We start from the raw sequence: 22,882 nt of genomic DNA, 5'->3' as shown, positions 1-22,882 counted from the left end.
GTCTTAGGCTAATGGCTACTACTGCCTTCACCATTCGGGACTTTAACCCTAGAGATAACGCCCATGCTGGGCGCACAAGAAAAAACGATTATGAGATAAAACTCATAATCGTTTCATTTTCCTAATGACATGATCCCTATGAACGCCCCCACTAATACCCTCAATATCAGCTGAAATAAATATCTTCACTCTATAAACCTCCATATTTTATTTTTGAGTTACTGTTTTCTGCTATATTGACACAGCGTTTTGGGAAGAATGGAAACAGGATCAATATGCAGAACCTATCTTTATCACCATAAGAGACAATATTTTTCAAATTTATTTAGCTAAAAATCACGCTGGCTATTTTCATTTCATCTTCTTTCATACTAACTAATCTCTCTTCTAATAAATTCAATAGCCTCGCCAGAAGGCTCAAAGTCAACACAAACAGCAGATATTTCGCCTTTAATAGTTGTCTTAAAAAATACTGTTATCGGATTACCAGAATAGATTATTTCGAAATTTTCATAACCATCACACTTTAGTTCTGACCTTACACCTTTAAAACTCATTATTAGCCTATCCTTACAGGTTTCAATCTCCAATTCACCATAGCCCTTATTTTCATAGACTCCTACATAGTCCTCTAGATACTGTGATGAATTAGTTTCACGCTCTCGTCTTTCTTCTTTAGACTTCTTATGATTAACCTTATTAGCATGCATTAATTTATTTTTTGCCATATATCGGGCTGGCCAGTCAGTTTCAGGGTATCCAAGAATCCTATCATAAATCATAGCCGCTACGGCTATATGAAGTGATGTGTTTTCTAGATTTGATAAGAGAACTATACCAAGTTTTTCATTTGGCAAAATAGTCTGGAATGAGGAAAAGCCATCAATACCCCCAGAGTGTTGAAAACAAAGGTGCCCTCGGTAAGGTTGTAGTATCCAACCGAAGCAGTATGCAGACAAGGGCATTTCTCTAAATGTGTTTTCTAGAGGAGTAGGGATAATTGTCCGGGGTGTATGAATCTCTTTCATAGTTTTATCGGAAACTAACCTTCTTCCCCTGTATTCCCCTTTTCCAATATTAAAAGAAAGCCATTTTACCATATCTTGAATCGATGAATTAACTGATCCGGCGCCAGCTGCATTATCATTATTTGCATAGCTAATCTGTACTATTTTACCCTCTATTTCTTTATAGGGTAGAGCCCTATTTTCAGCCTGAGTAAGATCCGCCAAAATAGCTGATGTGTGATCCATTCCTAAAGGCTTAAATACCCTCTCTTTAATAAAGTTTGCCCAAGGCATTCCTGCTAAACGTTCGATTATATAACTTGCTGCAATATACATAAAATTATTGTATTCATACCCTGTTCTAAACCCTTTATTCGGTTTTAGATGTGCGATACATTCAACAAGCTCTTTTGTTGACTTTCGTATTATAGGCCTCTCAATCAGAGCAGCATCATGGCGTGCAACCCCTGTTTTGTGAGATAAAATATCTTCTAACGTTACATTCAAGTTTGCATATTGATCATACATTTTAAACTCGGGGACGTAATTTACTACCGGTATATCCCAATCAATTTTACCCTCATCTTTTAATATACCAAGGCATAGAGCCGTCATCGATTTTGAAAGAGATGCAATTGCATAGCGTGTCTGAGGGTTTGGAGATAAACTGTGATGTAGATCCCTGAAGCCGAAGCATTCTTGGTAGATGATGTCTTCTTCTTTGACCACAGCTATACTTAAACTTGGCACATTATATTCAGTAAGCTTTTTATTAATTAATTGTTCTATTCCTCTTAGGCAGCTATCCATTATAGATTTCCCTTTCACTGTTTTATGTTTGTAAATATTTCTGCTCTATCTTTCCGGTTACTATAAACAATATGATCATTTCAAACCGAATAATTGTGAAATAGCAAACTCCGCAGACAAAACAACCCTTTCAAAAAAATCAAAATCGAGCTTGTCGATTGTGTCCGCGGGTGTATGTTCAAAAAAGTAACGCATTTCAGCGCCTGTGTCGGTTAAAAATAATGCTGGTATGCCCTGCTTCCAGAAAGCAGCGTGGTCAGATAGTAAAAGGTATGGTGCTGCATAGGCTGTTTCCTCATAGTTGAAAGGAGCATTAACAAAAGCATAAGGCAACTCATACTTTTTAGCTCCATTTAGATAAGACTGAGAAAGTGGGTCCGAGCCGGGACTACCAATAGCCACAATAAAGTTACCGACCTCGTTTTCCAGGTCCGTGTTAAAAGTCTCGACTCCGGACTTTATTTCAGGAGTCATAAGGTGTGAGTGTGTCCTGCTTGAAGCATAAGCTACGGGGTCGAAGTTAATTATCCCCAGGCATTTTTTAAGCTCGTTACGATGCCTATCCACCCATCTAGATGAGCCGTTGAGGGCACGTTCTCCATAACCCATGGGGTCTTTGTATTTTATGCATTCTGAAAGGCAAACCTCATAAAAGCTACGCATCTGTGGTGAAATTTGCTCCTTGACAGAATCGTAAGCTAACTTATACTTTTCACCGAAGGAAAAGGCCTTCTTCCTTGCATTGGCAAAAGCCTCCTGAAAAAGTCTGCTGTCTTTTTGATAGGTTAAAGTATTATAAAACCCTTTATCGTCCTTTATGCCCATCATCTGGGACGTATTTATATGGATATCATCATAAACAGGGTTACCTTCTTCTAGTGAGAAAAAAAGCAATCGAAGGTTAACCTTATCCCGATGTTTCGAAAAAATCTCTCCAAGGCAAAGCAACGCTGCTACTGCTGAGCCATTGTCATTAGCTCCCGGCGAGTTGTAGACAGTGTCATAATGGCTGCCGAGCAAAAGTAATGGGCCATTTTCATCAGTACCTATCCGGGCGTCGATATTGTAGAAAGGCTTGTCAAAGCCGTCAATATAAAACTCCTCGCAGCGCACCTCATCACAAAGGTTGTCAAGCTGGGCAAGGATATAGTCCATTGCACGATTAAGTCCATCGTAATTCGTTATTGGGTGCCTGACTCCCTGGATATTGAGTACATGCTCATATAGTTTATTCTTCATTTTATACTCCCCTCTTGTCATTACGATATTTTTCAGATTGACAATTTCGACTTTTTATATTAAATGTTATACCTTTGTTAATTCAGTTTTCAGTAATCTTACTTATTAACTACTTATAGGTAGTTTCTAAAACCCATTCTCCTTTATCGATTATGAGTGTATGCTCTCCTTTTTTGACTCCCGATATCACCATATTGCTTGAATCGTACATGAAATCCATATGTAGGGGGGAAAGATTGCCGCCATGTGCCAAAAACTCCTCGTCGGTCATTTCCTCACCGCCTTTTATATTGCTTCGATAGCCAGAGCCGAAGGCAAAATGGCAGGAAGCATTTTCGTCATAAACAGGATCATAAAAATATATTCCTTGGTCCTTCACTCCTGAGTTGGAAACTAACGCCAATTCCCCGAGATATTTGGCATTCTGCATTGAACTCAGCCAATTTATAAATTCGACAGCAAAGTCCTCATCGGGGCTTTCGACCTTGATCAACTCCCCTTTATTAAAAAATAGAGTATACTCATCCACTGCTCGGTTATTGAAATAAATCCGGTGTCGATTGGTTAACCGACCGTTGACCCCATCCCGTTTTGGTATTGTGTAAACCTCTTCTGTGGGAATATTGGGGATAAACTCGCGCCCGTTTGAACGGGAAAGCGTACCGCCCTGCCAAAGGTGATTGACTGGCAACTCAAGCTCCAACGAAGTATCTGGACCGCTGACCAGGATCTTCTCAAAACCTGCTTTGTTAAGAGCCTGTTTACGTTTATTCAGTATCGACATTCTTCTGTTCCAGAACTGAACGGGGTTTTCCCGGTTAATATACAAAGCACGGCTCATTTTATCCCACAATCGTTCAATGCGCGTTTCCTCTTTTTCATCAGGAAAAACAAGACTAGCCCATTCGAAATTAGGCAATGCTCCTAAACAATAGGCAACCTTATTCCCCTGCACATAATTAAATATCCTTCCAAAATCCTGCCGGTAATACTGGTTGCGAAGCTTTAACTGTTTGGGTGAGAGCTGGGAGAATATCCCGAATCGGGTAGATCGCAAGACTAAAAGTCTAGCATCGTTTTGAATTTTTTTTTCGATTTCATCGAACTGCTCGTCAGATAACCATACATACTTGTCGGTTCTTCCAGAAAGATAATGGTCTCTTTCTTTTTCTGGATCCTCGTAAAAAATATCGACTACTCTTGCCCCCGCATCTTGGGCAATCTGACGTAAATACTCCCCAAAGTTTTTATACTCTTTAGGCATTAAAATTACCAGTTCATCACTTTTTTCGATTTTTAATGCTGCATTTACCAAAACATTGGCAAATTGATCGCTATAACGCAGATCATCCATGTTTATTCCTCCTCATCCAGGTTCAATATGTCGCCTTGTAATACTGTTCTTTTCCTCTTTTCTGCGTTGGGAGCGGGGGACAAAAATCCCCCATAGATGTTTTAGTGCCCTGCTTTTGCTGATTAGCCAATTATAGTTTTAATTCTCGAATCTTCATGCGGTTTTGTTCTGCTTTCTCATGGGTTATCCTCAACTTCCATACTATAATTAAGACAGAAGCTATCACAAAAATGGCCGGGAAAACGCTAATTTGCAAACGAATCCCCAATATTGCGGTGGATGATTGCTCAGCTGAGCCCGCCACAAAACCAAATGCCGTGTGCACCACAAAGAATATAAGAGCCTCAAAAATACGTACAGCACCGACTATAGTAAAAAGTGCCGCACTATAAAGCGGCTCGTCCCGCCTACCTGTACGCGCTATTATTTGCTCATATACATCAGATTGGAAGTTACTCGAGTTAGCGTCATAAAAAGCCTGAGCAGCCGAATAAACAATGAGTAGAACGAAAAGGGAAGTGATATTGGTAACAAAGAATAGCGACAAAGTACTTAAAGCCAATCCTGAAACTGAAAGGACAGTAATTTTATAGTTATCACCTATTTTGTTTCCCAGCCATGTGAACAGAGGAGTGAATGCAATCGTGGCTAAGAAGAAGACCGTTCCGACAATAGAGTTTAGAGCCATATCAGACTTTAATACGTAAATTATTATATACACTATGGAAGCAGGTACGATATTATCACCGACAGCTCGTCCAATTGATGCGAATCCATAAAACATCAGGTCCTTCTGTTTCACGATAAAGCGTATTGACTCGAAAATACTATATGGACGGTAGAATTCTTTGAGTCTCTTGTCACGTTCAAGTTTTTCAGGTGATTCCCTTAGGGATGGAAAAGTAGCCAAAATGGCAAGTAACCCGATAAGTGCCATTAGAATAGCCGCTTCTGTGTATGTTCCCACCTGCCCTGTTTTAATAATCAGGGGAGGCAAAACAACGCTTATCAGTACCCCGACAGAGCCAATCAGTACCTTTAATAGCTGACAAGCCCTGCGGTCTCTATCACCTCGAAAAATATCTACAAACATGGATGACATAGTCATGTTCATAAAACTAATAGCAACGTGATATAGGGTAGAAACTATCAAAAGTTTCGCAAAAAGCATGGGCTGGCTTAGTCCAAAGGAGTCTGTGAACATCAGGATGTAAGAAACGATAAAAACAATCATTCCTCCAAACAAAAATGGTGCTCCCCACCCATATTTTGAGCCCCTTCGGAATCTATTGATAATATAACCGATCAGTAAATTCCCAAATATCATGATTATGCCGAAAAGCGTCATAGATAGAGATATCCATCCTGATCTGAGTCCTAGCTCCGTTTCATAAAAGAAATAGAAATAGGATCCCTGCATGACCGTGACGGCGTTATTACCTAAACCGTAAAGTGAAAAGGATATTTTACTTTTCAGGCTGGAGGTAGACTCCTTTGGGGCTTCATTGATTACACTCGCGGTATTCACTTTTTTAACCATTCCTTTCATTTCGCCCAGCTTTGAACCCCTCATTTAATCTCTTCCTTCTAGATGTTTAGAGTAATTGCTTCTTCGGTAATAAGTTATCTTAGGTAAGGTGAAGAGCTGAAGTGTGAGTAATAGAGACTCTCCTTCCCATTCTTTATGAACGAAGCAATCCAACCAGTTAAGTTCTGCCTTATTTTATGCGACTTAAATCCTCATAAATATGTTCTAATAAATCTGTTAATAATCGAAAACTGCGAGTTTCCATCCCTCCCTTAACTCTTTTACTTGATGGGATTAATAAGAACAAACTTCCTTCAGGAAATGGAACGTGGGAATCCGCTTATTTCCTGTTTGTTCTACACCTAAAATACTTCTCGTAATCGTGCTCAAGACGGAGTTGCATTGATCTAGTCAGACGGTGTAGTTTGCCGCTTTCATCATTAGGAGTGCTCACTTACTTTTCTGAATATCAACCCTCTTGTCCGAGTAGCACTAAGTTCAAAGCTATTTATACCAAAGGATAGAGTGCAAAGAGAATCATATAGGCAGATGAACTCTCTGTCTGATTTGGCTATACATTCAAAAACCCCTAATCTAGCGTTATGCAAAAGGATTCCACCCATTGTAGCAGTGACTTCGAATACACCGTTTGTTTCATAACAATAGTAAATGCCGCAAAGTTCATTGATTCGTTCAGGTTCAAGAATTTTATTATTCAATTTATCACTGCGTATCGTTATACCTAAGGAGTTGACTAGAATATATCCTTCATAAAGAAAGAAGTTGTATCCCATTTGTGGAACGAAGTATTTGTTTTTCTCAACATGTTCCATTGGGAAGGTCTCTCTTGGCGTTATTAACCGGTAACTGTCACCCTGTTTTTTAATCTCGACGACATAGCTGTCCATTAATACATATCGTCCCTCGCTATTACCTGAACAATCCAATAATTCCGGCTCGGGCAGGGATGGGATGTTACCTCCATAATTTGCTGGAGTACAGTTTTGTCCCAAAATGATGCTGGCAATTGTAAAGCAGGCCTGGTTTAGGTCAACCGCAGCATTATTTGCCATGATAATAAGCTCAAGTTCTGCATCGAGGAATACCATTAATGCCGTCCGGAAAGCTCCGGTAGATCCGCCATGTTCAAAATATCGGAGCCCACTTTGTGTTTTTCCAACATAAAGCCCCATCCCGTAACCGGTCTCAGTACCGTTATCGAGTACTGCACTTTCCTGCATTTTACTTAGCGTTTCCGGCTGGCATAGAACAGGAGAAAGATAATGGGCTGTCCATTTGAGTAAGTCCATAGGGTTACTGATTATTCCGCTACTGCCCACTACGTCACTGCTAACAAATGCCTTTTTCCACTTCCCCTGGCCATTGTCATAATAGCATTGAGACATATTCGGGACGATTTCGGTATAGTCATCAAGCCAAAAGGTGTCTTTCATATCAAGTGGATCAAAGATATTCTTCCGTGCGAACTCTCGAATACTCTCTTTAGTTACGACTGTAACTATCTCACTAAGCAAAAAATACCCTGTGTTACAATAGGAGAAGTCGCTACCCGGTTTAAAGTTTAATGTCCTTAGGCGTTTTGCGTAATTTCGAATGTGCTCATTAGTGGAAATATCATCAAAAAGCAACCCACCAAAAGAGTATAAGTTGTACAATTCACGAATACCTGAGGTGTGGTTCATAAGCTGCCGGATAGTTATAGATTCATCATAGGGTATTAGCCAAGGGATATATTTTTTTACGTCATCATCGATATCAATAAGACCTCTTTCTTCCAGTAGAAGGATGCAAAAACATGTGAACTGCTTTGATGATGAGGCAATATTAAAGCGTGTCGATTTATTAACGGAAATGTTGTTCTCCATGTCTGCTAATCCGTATGCCTTTTCGTACACCAATTCTCCCTTTGACCGTATAGACACATATCCCCCTGCTGTATCTCCTTTCCATCGTGTAAAAAGTTCATCGATCTTTTTCTCCACAACTTATCCTCCCAACAATTTATTTAGGACTTTATCTGTCATTACTCGTATGTTACAATTTATTTAGAATAAGTTCATTTTTACGTTGCTCAACATCTTTTTCAGCGAACCTAATTTTCGTTGTTTTCTGCACATTAAGCTTTCTCGATAACCGGTTTATTTGAAATCACAAGTATTCATTCGCTCTGGCAGCAATTCAAATAGACATTCCCTGTACTTATGAAGCAAACTATTATACTCTTTTTCTCGATTTGCTAGTTCTTCTTCCGCCTTAAGTACCTCGGCTAAAGTTACTATTCCGTCTAAAAAATTTTGGCGCTTTAATCGAAATATTTCATCTGCTTTCACTTTTGCTTTCTCGCCATTTTCCAGCTTTTCTGATACATTCTTATACTCCTGATATAATGGAACAATCCTTTTCTTTACTTTCTCTTTCGCATCTTCCAGATCAAGTAGTGCTATTTTGATGTTATTTTTTAGAATCTTTCCATCAAAAGTATGCAACCTGAAGTAAGCATCATATAGATCTCGATCGAGATACAGGTATTTAAGATCCAACTCCTTTTGCATTACATCTATATTCAACTTTATATTTTTTTCAAATGCTTCTTCTTCTGTAATTTTAACAATATCTATACTTTTCCCCTCATTTAGGACAAGCCAATTCTTAAGGGGATCTACTCTTAACACTTCGTTTAGAATCTTTCTCTCGCTATCGACAGCTTCTTGTGCCTTTAATTGAACTTCTTTAATGAAAGTTATATTACCATTGATCAGCTTTGAATCTTGTGTGTTCAACCTTTCTGGCCACACTAACAGTTCTCCAGTTCTATTTAAACGTCGGTTTACGAGATCCAGTTCTAATTCAGCATGAACCAAATTGTAGAATTTGGTTGTTATCAGTTTAATGGTTTCATTCACAGATTGTTGTTGTAAGATACAACTTTTTTCCAAGCCCTTATTTGCTTTGTGTTTCTCGTATTGTAGTTCCAACGATTTAATGTCATCTTCATTATATTTTCGTACATCAATATTGGCAGATACCAGGGAATAAGTAGCGTTTTCTTTTATTAGACTGGCTCGTTTAACATCTCGACCAGTTTCTAATGCATACATAATTGATTGATCTAAAGTTAAGACTTCTAATTCTTGCTGAGTTTTACCCATTGCTATGGTATCGTTTCCTATTAATAACCAAACCAAAATTATTAAGCCAGCTCGCCATGAGTGAGTTTTCAATATACAACCCTCCTACTAAACTATCTTCTTACAGTTCATTATCAAGTCATCGATATTACATCGTTCCCAACTTGTAAGCAATTAGAAATTCTGCCAACCGTGGCATTCTCGAATTACTGATTGGATAGCTCTTTCAGTGTGGATATCCAGACAAAAGTAGTTTCATATAAATGCGTGAGAATTAGATTTTTTCAAGAAATAATTATTTAATCGTTAAACATCAAATGTCTTCTTATTGTTTACTTGGAATAATGAACAGCTGGAAGAGAACACAGTATCTATGGACTAAAACCCTATAATCACCTGTATATTCTGTCAAAACTCATATGGAAGGAAGCATACTTAAGAAAATATTAAACAACTATCAACACCTATGATATTCGTAAATTCTTTTTTGAAGCTGTAAGCTTACTCAATTGACTGTAGCTAAGATAATTTAGTTAGCTTAGTTTATAATCCCTCAATCTTTGATCTGTATTAACGCCACAATTGATCTATACGATCATAGGAATCTATTCGCAAGTTTACTTTTTCTTGTTTTAGAATATGTTTGGCAATTCTTTCAGAAGGAGTGAATGGTAATGAATCTCTAATCTCCCAGTATCTTGGGATTTTGAACGCTGCTAATCTCAGTTCACAATACTGAATTAAATTTTGTACATACTCATCTATATTAGTTACAGGTCTAGAGGAAACTATATATACTTTAACCTCTTCCCCTCTTAATTCGTCTTCAACGGAAATACATGCTGCATGATTCACACATTCGTGAGTCATAATAGCTTCTTCAACCTCAACGGCGGAAATATTCTCACCACTACGACGGATCATGTCTTTTTTCCGTCCCACGTAATAGAACATACTGTTTTCGTCCATCCTAACAAGATCTCCAGTATGGAACCATCCGTTTCGAAACACCTCCTTCGTTGCTTCCTCATTTTTATAATAACTATCCATCATTCCGGTACCTCTAATAATGAGCTCACCAACTTCTCCTCTTTCTACTGAAAGATCATTATCGTCAACCACCCGCGCTTCACGGCCAAATGTGGGCTTTCCGAGTGCCCCTGTCCCAATATAAAGGGCATGCTCTTCTAATGTCATAGTTAGATCATAGCCTGTTTCGGTCATTCCGAATATTTCTAGCCATTTTACACCCCATCTCATTTCCAATTTATGGTGGAGTTTTGGTGGAATTGCTGAACAACCAACAAACCTGACATTGTGATTACGCTCAAGTTTTGTTTCAGGCATTTTAAGTAACAAGGCGGGCATACTACCGAGGCAATAGAAAAATGTTACATTATAATCACGGATTTTTTCCCAAAACAACGATGGTCGAAATCTTTCTAAAACAACCAAAGTGGCTCCGGTAAAAAGCGACACAATTGTATTCCACTGAGGATCAATATAGTAAAAAGGTTGGGCCGTTAATAATATATCGTTTTGGTCCATTCTAGAAAATGACTCTTGAGATACTTTTAACCCAATATTAATCCAATAATATTGAGAAAGCATGCACCCCTTTGGACGGCCTGTTGTTCCAGAAGTATACTGAATGTTAACTAACGAATCGGAAAAGACAGATATATCTGGAAATTCGTAATGTGAAATGGATTTAATTATATCTGGAAAATAAAAGTCTCCTAGATCATTTGGTGAATCAACTGTTATGATTTTGTACGAAAGCCGATTTTCCTGACGAATGTTGAATAGCATATCAACTTTTTCCGAAGTCGTTACAACCAATCTGACCTCAGAGTGATCCAATATATAGGTAGTATCATACGATTGGTATTGATAATTAATTGGAACCATTACAGCCCCTATTGATCCAATGGATAACCAAGTTAAGGGGAACTCTGGGATATTAGGGAGCATTAATCCCACTTTTTCGCCTTTTTGAATTCCCAGATAATACAAAACAGAGGAAATCTTCTCTGTCCTTTCATACATTTCTTTGAAAGTAATTTTTTCACCTGTTTTATCAAAAATTAGACCGTAACGATCTCCCCACTTTTGAGCAGCATTCTCCATCATCGCACGAAAATTCATTGCTGATAAATCCTGTGATACTCCCATGTTTTTCACCATCCCCTTCAATTAAATTTCTTTCAAAATTTCAGATCTCTTTATCTTCTTTTTCTCTATCAACCATATAGAATATCTTTTGACCAAGACAGTACTAGTCATTATTCTATACCCAGCAGGTTTCTGGCATTTAATGATGTGAATTTTGCAAGCACCTCTTTCTTTAAACCGATTTCATTCCATTCAATTAAAGCCCTTTCATAAGACATCACTGGCCAATCAGTACCAAATAAAATTTGATCTGCAAGTAAATTATTCATTAATTGATATAATGGGTCCCAACCACTCCCGGCACGCCCTATATATTTAGGAGCAATACCGCCAAATTCTATAAAAACATTTGAGTGCCTTCTAGCTACGGCTACCATTTCATTTATCCAAGGCCACCCTCCATGGCACGCAATAATTTTTAGATCAGGGAAATCGCAAGCAATTTTATCAATAAACAACGGTGAATTCTTGATTATGGGGTGTTTTTTCGAATAGTGTATTCCAGTATGAAACGATACAATCAATCCTAGTTGTGAGGCAGTTGCATAAAGAGGATATAACTTTGAATCAAGTGGATCTACATCAAAAAATACGGGCTGTAAATTAACTCCTTTCAAATTAAATTGATGAATTGTTTCAACTTGTTTTACTAGTTTCATTGGTCTTAAATCATTCATAGAAGTTGTTCCGAATCCAGTAAATGTCTGAGGATGAGTTGATATAACCTCATATACAGCTTCATTCAAGGCATCTGCCATTTCACCATATTCGTATTCGGCATGAATTACAGCAAATTCTACTGAATTGTCCTTCATCTCAATCAATAATTCGTCTAAAGTCTTTGACCCTCTACTGATTACGTTTAACACCTCATCATATCTTCCATAAACTTCTTGGTAGGACGATAATTTCTTTGGACGTAATTCTTCAGGTAATCGGACACGTACATCAATAATTCCCACTTTTTATCTCCCCACGTTCATTTCATGATTAAAGATGCATTATCACTTACATTAATTTAGATATGTTCCTCTGTCTTTAACATGCGGGCCCTCACATTTAAGGAGTCACAGTTTGATTCTGCTAGGCGCTCTCTGATTTTACCATTTGAAAACCTAGCTCCTTAAATTGATTGGCAATTTCTTCAATAGTAAATCGGCCACCTTCGATATACCAATGTGCAACACCTGTACACATTTCCAAAAGAGCAAAGGAAGTTAACTTCACATCTTGGCAGTTAAAAACCCCCTCCTTCTTCCCTTGTCTTAATACCTCCTGCCAAATCTCTTCATATTCTCTTCTCAAAACTCGGATTTGTTGACGATCATCACCATCCAGCGATCGATATTCTGTATCAATAACTAATGCAGCAAGCTGTTCTTTGCCATGGTTTATTACATGAACCCGTATTAGTTCCTTTAATTGGTCTTTTGGATCACTAAATTTGGTCACTCCTTCTTTCGCATCCATAATAAGTTTTTTTAAACCTTTTTCAATTATTCGAAGCAATAGGTGTTTTTTACTTTCGACATAGTAATACAAAGCGGATGAAGTCAAATTAGTTTCAGACGCAATATCACGGATACTTGTAGCAGCATAACCTTTTTTTGAAAATTGACGCAGTGCGACTTTAATAATAATATCCTCTGTTATCTCCACGCAAATCACCTTTCAGAAAATACATGTTTGGAAGTTCAAAATCATTTTATCAAACGTTCGATAAATTCACAATATTTATTTTTTACTGAACGATCGATAAAATTACCTTTATTATGTGAAAATCTATTCAACATTTTAAATGATCCTTTACTATCTAACTCCTATTGTTTAGTTGTTGTCTGAAATGACAAATACTTCTTTCAAGTTGTATCATCGAGTCCTCTTGGTCGCTCATTCTTGGCATCGCGATTATTCAGGCCAAAGTATTCCCATCCTTTTTCGGTATCCTGAACATTCTGTTTGAAGTGTTCCATTTTAGTATGATCGGCGAAAATAACGGACGCTGATCTCCTTGACAAATTAATATTACACTTGTAAAATACAACTTGCATATTGAATTTACATTTGTAAATTTAAATTTTATTGCAAAAGGAGGTGAAGAATATGTCCACTATTCCGAGAATATCCGAATCCGAGTGGGAAATAATGAAGGTCATTTGGAAGCAATACCCGAAAACCGCTGAGGAAATCGCAGCTCAGCTACCGGCTGAAATCGAGTGGAGCGATCAGACGGTGCGCACCTTTCTGAATAGGCTTGTGAAAAAGAAGGCAATCAAATTCGAGAGGGCGGGTCGAAGCTATCTGTACTTCCCGACCGTTTCCGAAAAAGATTGTGTCAAAGCGGAAAGTAAATCCTTTGTAAACAGGGTATTTGGCGGAGCAGCAAAGCTAATGGTAACCAACTTCTTGGAAGATGGCGATTGGTCCGAAAAGGAGATTGAGCAGCTACAGAAGGTACTGGAAGATAAAAAGGGAAATAAACGATAACGACAGAGGCTACAAATTGCCAAAGTCCATCGGTGAGGGAAAAACATGGAGATCCTGTGTAACATTTTTTTATGGTTTTTCTATTCTACGTTAGCGGCGAGTGCAGTTGCCCTGCTTGTGATGGTTATTCAAAGATTGTTTCACCGTCATCTGAGTGCCCGCCTTCAACATGCGTTGTGGCTGATTGTGTTAGTCAGGCTGCTTTTGCCTGATTTCCCGAGCAGCCCCGCAAGTATATTTAATGTTGCCACACATATAAAAAATGCTGTTTCGATGATTCATGTTGAAGGAAACAACCCTTCACATGATATCTCTCGAAACAGCCAAGAGAATAAAATACCACAAAATGATCATAGCATGGCGCCTGAAAAAAATCATGCGCAACCTGAAACAACCGCGCTGCGAGACGAGAAACAAACACTCCATTCCTCGGAAGCTCGATATGCGCTCGGTGTACAAATCGTATCTGCGATCTGGTTAGCCGGGGTGGTAGCGTTCATTACCTACTTGTTTTCCTACCTATTTAGGCTGAGAAAGCGACGCAGAACGCTCACTCTGGTAACCGACCCGCGGATTTTGTCTGTCATGGATGAGTGCCAAAGGAAATTCGGTATAAAAAAACCAATCTCGCTTTACACAGGCGACTATGCAAAGAGCCCGTTTATTTCTGGATTGATTCATCCATGGATCTTTATACCGGTAGCGGTCGCGAAAGAGTTGCCCGCTTCTCAGCTGCTGCATATTTTGTCACATGAACTGGCCCATTATAAAAGAAAAGACATGTGGTGGAATACGCTCAGCAGTTTTGTCTTGATGATACACTGGATGAACCCGATCGTGTGGATATGTATGAAAAGAATGAAAGCGTCCAGGGAGATCGCATGTGATGCCTACGTCCTGGAGATTCTCGGAGAGCATGAAGCGACTCCTTATGGCTTGACAATGATCGATTTCCTGAAGCGGTTTGCGACCAAATCGGATCAGCCCCAGCTGCTGTATTTTTGGGGAACGACGAACAAAAATGAAATGACGAGGAGAATTACTATGATTAAAGCATTTAGAAAAGGATCGTATAAATTTTCGGCACTGGCGGTTGTCTGTGTGGCCAGTCTAGGAGTCGCGACGTTAACGAATGCGGCCACACCGGTTCCGACAAACAGTTCCGCAAACGTTGTCCAGACAGGAGACGAACACATTCTCTTCGATTCTTCCTATCGTACCTATGGGGATTTGGAAAAAGCGGTAAAGGTATCGCCTATTCCCTTTAAAGTACCTAACTTTTCAGAGTTACGTTTTGATTCTGTTACTCTATATCTAGAAGCTAAAAAGTTATCCAAGGCGGATATCAAATTCAATAGATATATAGGAAATAACCACAACTTATATGATCTAGTGATTACTCCTGTTGAAGCTGATTTTGACGACGCATTGTGGGATAATCAACAGACCTCGGGAATCCAGAAAGAAACCTTGAATCTAATGGGAAGGAACATCTTAAAGCTAACCCGGGTATCAGACTCGCTGACTAACTATTACTGGGAGGAACAAGGCCTTCGTTATAAGCTCGGGGATTTGGATAATTCTCAAGAAGCGATAGATGTGATTTCCTCTATGAAATTCCCTGACAAGGACATGTTGAAGCGATACAAATCCGATGTTGCCAAAGCACATGGCAAATCATCCGTCTATGACACAGAAGACTTGCGCGCTGTTCAAGATAAGCTCGGATTTGCTCCAAAGCTTCCCATGGAACTGCTTGGGACATTTAAATCGTCAAAAGCCGAGTTTTACTACAGGGATACAGAACGTATATCTAAATCGTTCTTACTAACATATGAAAGAACCAATAATCCAGGAAAACGGAAAGAAAGCTTCTATTTTGATCAAATGAAAGACACCAGCATCTTTCAAAAGATGAAGAAGACAGGAACATATAGTTACGAGGTCCTCAGACCCGAATATAACAACGTGAAAATGACTCCTTTGCAAATAGTGGGGAAAGAAGTATTCAAAACAGAAAAATATAAACAAGATGGACGATATAGCTCGGCAGATGAGGTTGACCAGATCAGTTATTTTTGGGTAGAGAACGATATGGGCTACGAGGTAACATTTTTAGAAGAAATTCCGCAGCAACAAGAGATTGTTGCTGAATTGATGAAAGCAAAACAGGTAGATAACAACCAATTGAAATAAGGCAAAAGGGAATTGTACGGATCTTCTGTACAATTCCCTTTTATTCTAGTGTAATGAATAGGCCAACCTTTGCAGCCTCGGTTGGTGACCGTCTTAACTTCCCCTACACATTTGCATTCTCTACGCGACCGAACAAGGTACGGATACAGAATGTGACCAAGAGGAATTATCCATCGAAGTGTTCAGTGATAATAAAGTTTTAGACCAGAACCCCTTATAGTACAAGGAGTCCCGGTCTTCAAAATCACCAGGTATTTGAAAATTAGTTTTAGACTCAGCTTTAGAATTAAGCAATCCATGGTTCTAAACTGAATAATAAAGTTTTAGACTGACTCATTGAACTATCGAGCCCGTTAGTTGAAAAAAATGCTGTTGATCAGAAGATCTTCATGTATTGTAAATGTCAATCAAAAAGTTTACCACCCTGCTAACCTAAAAGTTGACCACCTTAGCGGTAAAAATGGGCACCCGTTGTGCAGAAATAATAAAGTTGTTTAATTTACAATAAAGTCATTTAAAAAATAATATAGTTGTTTAAAAATCCTTATTCCACGAACGGAGCAGGTTAGTGGAAGCAATAGTAATTAGGTTTGACTGGGAAAATTGTCGCAGAATATCGTTGTACTAAGCTTTTCAGCCCTTGTTGTTGCCAAAAGGCAATACCGAGGGCTTTGTGTATTTGAGGAGTCTTGGTGGTACGCCATGCACCCTTTCGGGTGTTTGCAATTTCTATTGCTTTGGTGTGCGATAGACCCAGAGAACGGAGTTCTCTATATCGGGTTCTTACTCGCTTCCACTGCGACCACAAGCAAAGACGAAGCCTACGCCGTATCCATTCTTCGATGGACTTTAGGATGCCCTTTGCGTCTGCAAGGGCGAAATATCCGATCCATCCCATAAGGTACTGGTTTAACTTTTTAATCCGTTCATCCATAGAAACACTCCATAGCGGATTCGTAATGGAGCGGATCTTCTCTTTTAACTTCTGGATTGATTTTGGATGAATACGAATCCTTGCTTGCTTTAGAAAAGTGAAACTGAAGCCAAGAAACTTTCGTTTCCAGGGTCGGTCTACTGCACTTTTCTGCTCATTTACTTTTAGCCTAAGTACCTTCTCCAAGTAGTTTTGAATACTCCTCCTTACCCGTTCTCCTGCTCGTTTTGTTTTCACGTAGATGTTACTATCATCTGCATATCGACAAAAGCGATGACCTCTCTTCTCTAGTTCTTTGTCCAAATCGTCAAGCAGAATGTTTGCCAATAATGGGCTAAGTGGACCACCTTGCGGTGTCCCTTCAACCGCCGAGAGGCAGATGCCGTTGACCATTATGCCTGCTTGTAAATATGCGCGAATGAGCTTCAACAAGCCTTTATCTTCTACTTTTCGAGCGACCCGACTCATTAAAATATCATGGTTCACTCTATCGAAGAATTTCTCTAAGTCCATATCAACTACAAAACGATATCCTTCTAAAATGTAAGATTGTGCTTGTCTCATCGCATCATGTGCTCCTCGGTTGGGACGGAATCCAAAACTAGATTCTGAAAAATGAGGGTCGAATATGGGGTAAGAACTTGAATGATGGCTTGCTGGATTAAGCGATCTATCACGGTAGGAATACCTAATAACCTTACTCCTCCGTCAGATTTCGGGATTTCGACTCTGCGGACAGGAGAAGGTTTATAGGTTCCTTTGATAATCTGCTTTTTAATGGTTACCCAGTGTTGACGGATATAATCGCGCAGTTGTTCGGTTGAAACACCGTCGATTCCCGCTGACCCTTTGTTTCTTTCCACTCTTTCGAGTGCCATTAATTGATTTTCACGTGATAGGACTTTTCCTAACAGTTCCACGACGATACCCTTTCCTTCGCACACATCCTTCTAGTCTTGCCGGATAATACTCAGCCCTCTTTTGTACCCTCAGGGCTTCACCCTTACTCTCCAAAAGTAGTTCCTGTCGGAATTCCGCTTCATAGTATTATCACGAAAGTGATTAGCGAATGTGCTTACTTGATGTTCAGCCCTTCCCTGTTTGAGCGTCCTCTACTTAGGTACTATGGCTTCTGCTGACTTCTGCATGTTCAGCGCCTCCTAACGGAGGCGGTTACCAACAGTTGAAGGCATTTCATGCAGACCTCCCCAGGTAAGAACGATAGCTTTCATCCCATGTACCTGCCCAAGTTTACTGCTGTATCCCTTGGCTGTATGGGGCTTCGTCTTGTATAGCAGACTCGCCCGAATACAACAGCCTCAAATTGGATTCGTGTACCTCAGGTCGGGATTTTGCCGCCGGCTTCCTTCAGATTCGACCTCGCGATCGACACCCTTGCCTTGAGCTAACGGTTGGTACAGCCAACCCCCGTTCGGGACTTTCACCCTATAGCTATCGCCCATGCTGGGCGCACTATTAAAAAAGACACCGAAGTGTCTTATGTTTTTCAAATTAAGCATACCGATAAATTGAAATTTAATTACTTAACATTATGCTTATCTTGGGAGCGAGGTATTTTATCGGTGAGTGTATACAAACCATGTAATGCTTGCTGTTAATAATGCTGACGAAATCAAAGCTGTAAGAACACTATATGTTTGCCAAATAAGTATCGTTGACCAATCGAAAGCACAGCACAGTATACCCAGGGCAATCGTAGCGATCAGGAAAATAACTGTTACGATTATTCTCTTTTTTGTCATTGGCTGCCGCTCATTCGTTTTCCTTCTGCGTAATCCTAAGAGAAATAGCAAAACGGCCAATAGGCAAAGAATAATTGTGATAGACGACAAAATGATATCCAAAAGCTGTGTGCCGCTTATTTCATATGACTGAGTTAGATTGCCGTCTAATATATCTTTAACTTTTAGTACCAGGTTTATATTGGTATTTGCGCCGTTGCTCAGCAAGCAGACGGCTGTTCGTTCATTTAGCAGTATGGCTACTTCGGTTCTGAAATTTGGATTGCCCCCAGTGTGTTCTATAATCGTTTGGTCGGCGTTTACCGACCAGCCTGCCGCATAATACATATCGTTGACAGCCGAAACAGACATATCACCCCTATGTGATTTTTCGATAACCGTGTGAAATATTTCGGGTATGTCCTGCACAATACCCATCTGTATGCCCATCCAACGCGCCATATCTTTTGTATTAGAAATGATGTAGCCTGCGGGTTTATTCCCAGCATAATCCGGAGCTTTAAATGGAGTTGTCATAAAAAAGGAAGAACGGTAGCCCTGTGCCAACTGTCCAGTGGCTTGAGCATCTTCTTTATAAACATACGTCTGGTGAAGACCTAACGGCTGAAATACCTGTTCCCTCATAAAGTCTTCATAGCTTTGTCGCGACACAATCTCAATAACCAAACCCAATACGTCATAATTAACGGTTCCATAGTTATACTGTTCACCGGGAGGGAACGCCAATTCAGCATCCACGAGCATTTCCACAGTCTTTTGCAACATATCCGGTGTATTGCCTTGTGGAATATTTTGAGTATGCCTAATATTTGTTAGACCACTGGTATGGTGAAGAAAGTTATTTAGTGTAAGGCTTTGCATATCAACAGGTTTCCCTTGATACTTTAACGTAAACCAAGGTAAATATTTTTGGACAGGGTCAGTCATTGAGAGCAGCCCTTGCTCTTCCAACAGCATAATACCCATACCGGTAAAAGCTTTACTGACCGAGGCTAACTCATAGAGTGTATTTTCACTTGCAGACAACCCCTTTTCACGGTCTGCATACCCTGAAGAAAAGTAGAATACTTCATCATCAGCAAGTATTGAGATTGACATTCCCGGCACACCTGATATACGACAGGCATCATCTAGCAACGCTTGTATTGCCGCAGATTTCGAATCTGACAACGCATAACTTTGTGTTGCGAATCCTGAGAATAATATAAATATCGTTAATACAAAAACAATAATCTTTTTCATAAACTCTCCTTTTTGAAAAATTATAAGAGAATAATATAAATAACCTACTTTTACAACTACTAAACTAAATTTTAATTTATCTTTCTATTCACCTATATAATATCAAGTAATTGTGAAGAGTTACACTTAAACGAACAGATGCGTTAGTTCAATAAGAAGTAAACAACTTTATTATTCATTTTATAAGTATTATATAAACAGATGGATGTAATTTGAAACAACTTTAAAGAGCCTTGCTACGTAGAATGTAGTAAGGCTCTTAGCTTTTATTAATCAAAATTCAATAACTTTATTATCATTATACACCCGTAGGTGCCTGTGTGAGGGAGGCTTCCCCCGAGGGGGAACTCGTTAAAAATCAGGCTGAGTGAGTTTCCGGCAAAGCGTTAGATTTCCCTGTTCAAGCGCATCCCGTTGCTCTTTGAGATGCTGGATTTCATCCTTCAGGCGTTCGACGGCTGCTTCCATCTCGTCGATGCCATCTTGGAGTTGTTGAACCGTGACCTTATGCTCCTTCATGTGCATGTTCCTTTCCTTTGCGTTCTATGGTTTGGCGAAAACGGTAAGACTCTCCGTCAAAGAGAAGAATGTGAGAGTGATGTGTCAATCGGTCTAGCAATGCTGTGGTTAAAGCGGGATCGCCAAATATATCCACCCACCGAGAGAACTCCAGGTTGGAGGTGATGATGAGACTGCTTTGCTCATAACGCTGGGATATGAACTGAAACAATAGCTTGCCGCCCTCGCCGAGCGGAACATAACCAAGCTCGTCCAAGATGACAAGATCATACTTGTTCCAGCTTTTGAGATAGCGAGGCAAGCGATACTCCGACTGTGCTAGCTGCAATTCCTGAATGAGCTGCATGACAGGAATGAACCGGACGCGGTGACCTTCGAGCATCGCGCCCATTCCGATCGCTGTCGCAATGTGGCTTTTGCCGGTTCCGGGTCTGCCGATGCAGATCACGTTCTCTTTTCTAGTAACAAAGCCGCCTTGAGCGAGTTGCTCCACTTTCAGTTTGGGCAGCTTCGGAATATGCGCAAATTGAAATTCCTGCAGCGTCTTTGGCTTAGGGAACTTCGCCTGCCGCATAAGGTGTAACTGCTTCTGCTCTTGCTTCTTTAACACTTCGTGTTCCAGGCAAGAAGCCAGAAAGTGAAGGTGATCGGCGTTTTGCTCTACTGCTTCACGAAACAGACTCGGGTACTGCCTCAGCAAACCAGGCATGCGGAGCTGGCCACAAGCAATCTCAATTCGGGCTTCAATTAAATCAGTTGTCATTTACCCCACCTCCTGCAAGAGTCGATCATATTGTGCCGCATGTGCGGTTGTGGTTGCTACGTCCGACGTATCCGCAACAGCATCCGTACTCGGCGGAGATAGTCGCTGTCGCAGCGCTGCCGCCGATACATCGGCTACATTCATCTTTTCAATAGTCGCGGCAATTTCGGATACAGAGTACTCGCGAAGGAGAAGCAGGATGCTGAGAAAATCTTTATACCCGCGGCTGTGCGCTTGGGTCATATGTTCCCGGAGTTTGCCGAATACAGCGGGCAGTTGCCGTACAACGGAAGCATGCGTTACTGCATGAGGCTTGCGCTCAAGCGCGGTCAAATAATGACCGATCTCCATGAATACTTGCCCGCGCTGGTAGCATCTCGCATGTGTCGCGACGATGTGGCTGCCGACGATGAGGTCGATGCGGTCGACATACGCCTTGGCGATGATCATCTGGCCTGTATATTGACAGGGAACGGAGTACTGATTCCGGTCCACCATGGCCAAAGCGTAAGTGTTTACTTTGACCGGAATGGGGCGTGCAGATGAGAATGAAGCGGCTGGAAGCGGACGAAGGGAAGCTTGTTCTTCTTTCCAGCGATCGGCATGTTTTGCCTTCTCTTTCTCGCACCAGCCCAGCAGATAAGTGTTGAATTCCTCCCATGAAGCAAAGGAAGGAACCGGAACAAGAGCTCGGCTGCGTACGTATTTCACCAACGATTCTACGACGCCTTTCTCATTGCCATGAGCAGGCTGGCAAAAATGGCTGTCAAACAAGTAATGAGCACGCAAGCTAGAGAACCACTCATGTTCTTCGCGATCCGGCCCGGAGAGGATTTTAACGACCTGAGTCTTCGCGTTGTCATATAGCCCTTCTCGCGGGACACCTCCGAAGTACTGGAAACCACGGACGTGGCCCTCCAGAAAGGCTTCCAAACGCTCTGTTGGGAAAGCCACAACATACGGAACAAGACTATATTTGAACCGCATACAGAACAGACATGCTTTAATGCGTTTTCCGTTGATGTCTACCTCTGCATGGCCGAAGTCGATCTGCATCTGCTCCCCGGGATTTGCTTCAAGCTTGAGGAAACACTCTGACTGTGACACCTTCAATTTCCTTATGTAATGGCGAACAGTTGATTCTCCACCAGTGAAGCCATATTCGTCGACAAGACGTTCAAATATTCTTGTTGGTATGACGCTGCTTGACCGGGGCGTTCTTGTCTTCCAGCAGAATGTTCTCGATGAAGGATCGATATGGATCCATGACTGGGCAGTTACGTTCTTTTTGCCGATTGTATATCGGAATTTCAGCGTCCTCAAGCAGTTTGCGGACGGTTTGTCTAGCGATCTTCAATTGTCTGCTAATCTTTCGAATTGACCATCCGTCGACGTAATGGCGCTTCCTGACATACTCTTTATCTACCATGTCATACATATCCTTTCCCCCTGGCTGCTGAACTTCATTCAGCATAACAGGGATATCTCTCGGGGTGGTCAACTTTTACATTAGCAGATGCTGTATAAGTGGTACACTTTTAGATTAGCAAATACATGTATTCCTAAACTTGGGGAATTTCTTAAAGAAACTGCCACTATTTCGGCTTCTTAAGGCATATGCTGTTACCAAGTGCTACAGCTTTTACCGACACAAAACATCCAGGACCCGAGCCAAGTGATGCTGCGTAAAGCAAGACTGGACACCACTGTTGATGC

At 40.5% G+C, this 22,882-nt stretch carries 16 protein-coding genes and 1 pseudogene; 2 read left to right on the top strand and 15 right to left on the bottom strand.

All coding sequences use genetic code 11. The features are described from left to right. Window positions 1-371 precede the first annotated feature (371 nt). The 9 genes from SB752_RS15950 to SB752_RS15910 all read right to left on the bottom strand — a co-directional run bounded on the left by SB752_RS15950 (window position 372) and on the right by SB752_RS15910 (window position 12,921). Window positions 372-1,817, bottom strand: coding sequence for a serine hydrolase (locus SB752_RS15950; RefSeq protein ID WP_410716597.1), 1,446 nt, complete (start codon window positions 1,815-1,817; stop codon window positions 372-374). Between the two features lie 75 nt (window positions 1,818-1,892). Next, window positions 1,893-3,056, bottom strand: a complete 1,164-nt coding sequence (locus tag SB752_RS15945; RefSeq protein ID WP_410716596.1) for a M28 family peptidase — start codon at window positions 3,054-3,056, stop codon at window positions 1,893-1,895. Between the two features lie 109 nt (window positions 3,057-3,165). After that, window positions 3,166-4,410 (bottom strand): aminopeptidase, encoded by a 1,245-nt coding sequence (locus tag SB752_RS15940; RefSeq protein WP_410716595.1) that lies wholly within the window; start codon window positions 4,408-4,410, stop codon window positions 3,166-3,168. Window positions 4,411-4,540: 130 nt separating this feature from the next. Next, window positions 4,541-5,983 (bottom strand): MFS transporter, encoded by a 1,443-nt coding sequence (locus SB752_RS15935; protein ID WP_410716594.1) that lies wholly within the window; start codon window positions 5,981-5,983, stop codon window positions 4,541-4,543. Window positions 5,984-6,378: 395 nt separating this feature from the next. Further along, window positions 6,379-7,941, bottom strand: a complete 1,563-nt coding sequence (locus tag SB752_RS15930) for a serine hydrolase domain-containing protein (protein WP_410716593.1) — start codon at window positions 7,939-7,941, stop codon at window positions 6,379-6,381. A 156-nt stretch (window positions 7,942-8,097) separates the two neighbouring features. Further along, window positions 8,098-9,180, bottom strand: coding sequence for a TolC family protein (locus tag SB752_RS15925; RefSeq protein ID WP_410716592.1), 1,083 nt, complete (start codon window positions 9,178-9,180; stop codon window positions 8,098-8,100). Window positions 9,181-9,657: 477 nt separating this feature from the next. Next, window positions 9,658-11,262 (bottom strand): AMP-binding protein, encoded by a 1,605-nt coding sequence (locus tag SB752_RS15920; protein ID WP_410716591.1) that lies wholly within the window; start codon window positions 11,260-11,262, stop codon window positions 9,658-9,660. A 110-nt stretch (window positions 11,263-11,372) separates the two neighbouring features. Next, window positions 11,373-12,224, bottom strand: coding sequence for an amidohydrolase family protein (locus SB752_RS15915; RefSeq protein ID WP_410716590.1), 852 nt, complete (start codon window positions 12,222-12,224; stop codon window positions 11,373-11,375). A 121-nt stretch (window positions 12,225-12,345) separates the two neighbouring features. Further along, entirely contained in the window at window positions 12,346-12,921 is a 576-nt protein-coding gene (locus SB752_RS15910) for a TetR/AcrR family transcriptional regulator (protein ID WP_410716589.1), read from the bottom strand. A gap of 444 nt (window positions 12,922-13,365) precedes the next feature. Between SB752_RS15910 and SB752_RS15905 the strand changes: the two genes are divergently transcribed. Further along, window positions 13,366-13,749, top strand: a complete 384-nt coding sequence (locus SB752_RS15905) for a BlaI/MecI/CopY family transcriptional regulator (RefSeq protein ID WP_410716588.1) — start codon at window positions 13,366-13,368, stop codon at window positions 13,747-13,749. 45 nt (window positions 13,750-13,794) lie between these two features. Beyond that, the gene (locus SB752_RS15900) at window positions 13,795-15,945 is read left to right on the top strand and encodes a M56 family metallopeptidase (RefSeq protein WP_410716587.1); all 2,151 of its coding nucleotides are present in this window, start codon (window positions 13,795-13,797) and stop codon (window positions 15,943-15,945) included. Between the two features lie 565 nt (window positions 15,946-16,510). Here SB752_RS15900 and ltrA read toward each other — a convergent pair. From ltrA to SB752_RS15870, 6 genes and pseudogenes are all read right to left on the bottom strand, one after another. Then, window positions 16,511-17,757, bottom strand: a pseudogene (gene ltrA, locus SB752_RS15895) (group II intron reverse transcriptase/maturase). A gap of 699 nt (window positions 17,758-18,456) precedes the next feature. Further along, window positions 18,457-19,884, bottom strand: coding sequence for a serine hydrolase domain-containing protein (locus SB752_RS15890; protein WP_410716586.1), 1,428 nt, complete (start codon window positions 19,882-19,884; stop codon window positions 18,457-18,459). Window positions 19,885-20,235: 351 nt separating this feature from the next. Then, on the bottom strand, window positions 20,236-20,403 hold the full coding sequence (locus SB752_RS15885) for a hypothetical protein (RefSeq protein ID WP_410716585.1): 168 nt from the start codon (window positions 20,401-20,403) through the stop codon (window positions 20,236-20,238). Beyond that, complete coding sequence (gene istB, locus SB752_RS15880) at window positions 20,390-21,166, bottom strand: IS21-like element helper ATPase IstB (protein WP_410716584.1); 777 nt, start codon at window positions 21,164-21,166, stop codon at window positions 20,390-20,392. Before istB ends, SB752_RS15885 begins: the two co-directional genes overlap by 14 nt. Next, on the bottom strand, window positions 21,167-22,351 hold the full coding sequence (gene istA, locus SB752_RS15875; RefSeq protein WP_410716610.1) for an IS21 family transposase: 1,185 nt from the start codon (window positions 22,349-22,351) through the stop codon (window positions 21,167-21,169). It abuts the gene before it with no gap. After that, on the bottom strand, window positions 22,344-22,604 hold the full coding sequence (locus SB752_RS15870) for a hypothetical protein (protein WP_410716612.1): 261 nt from the start codon (window positions 22,602-22,604) through the stop codon (window positions 22,344-22,346). The genes istA and SB752_RS15870 overlap by 8 nt, the downstream gene beginning before the upstream one ends. Window positions 22,605-22,882 lie beyond the last annotated feature (278 nt).

This window comes from Brevibacillus sp. SIMBA_040, from assembly GCF_046535075.1.
Classification (GTDB): domain Bacteria; phylum Bacillota; class Bacilli; order Brevibacillales; family Brevibacillaceae; genus Brevibacillus.
This window is presented reverse-complemented; position numbering and strand designations above follow the sequence as displayed.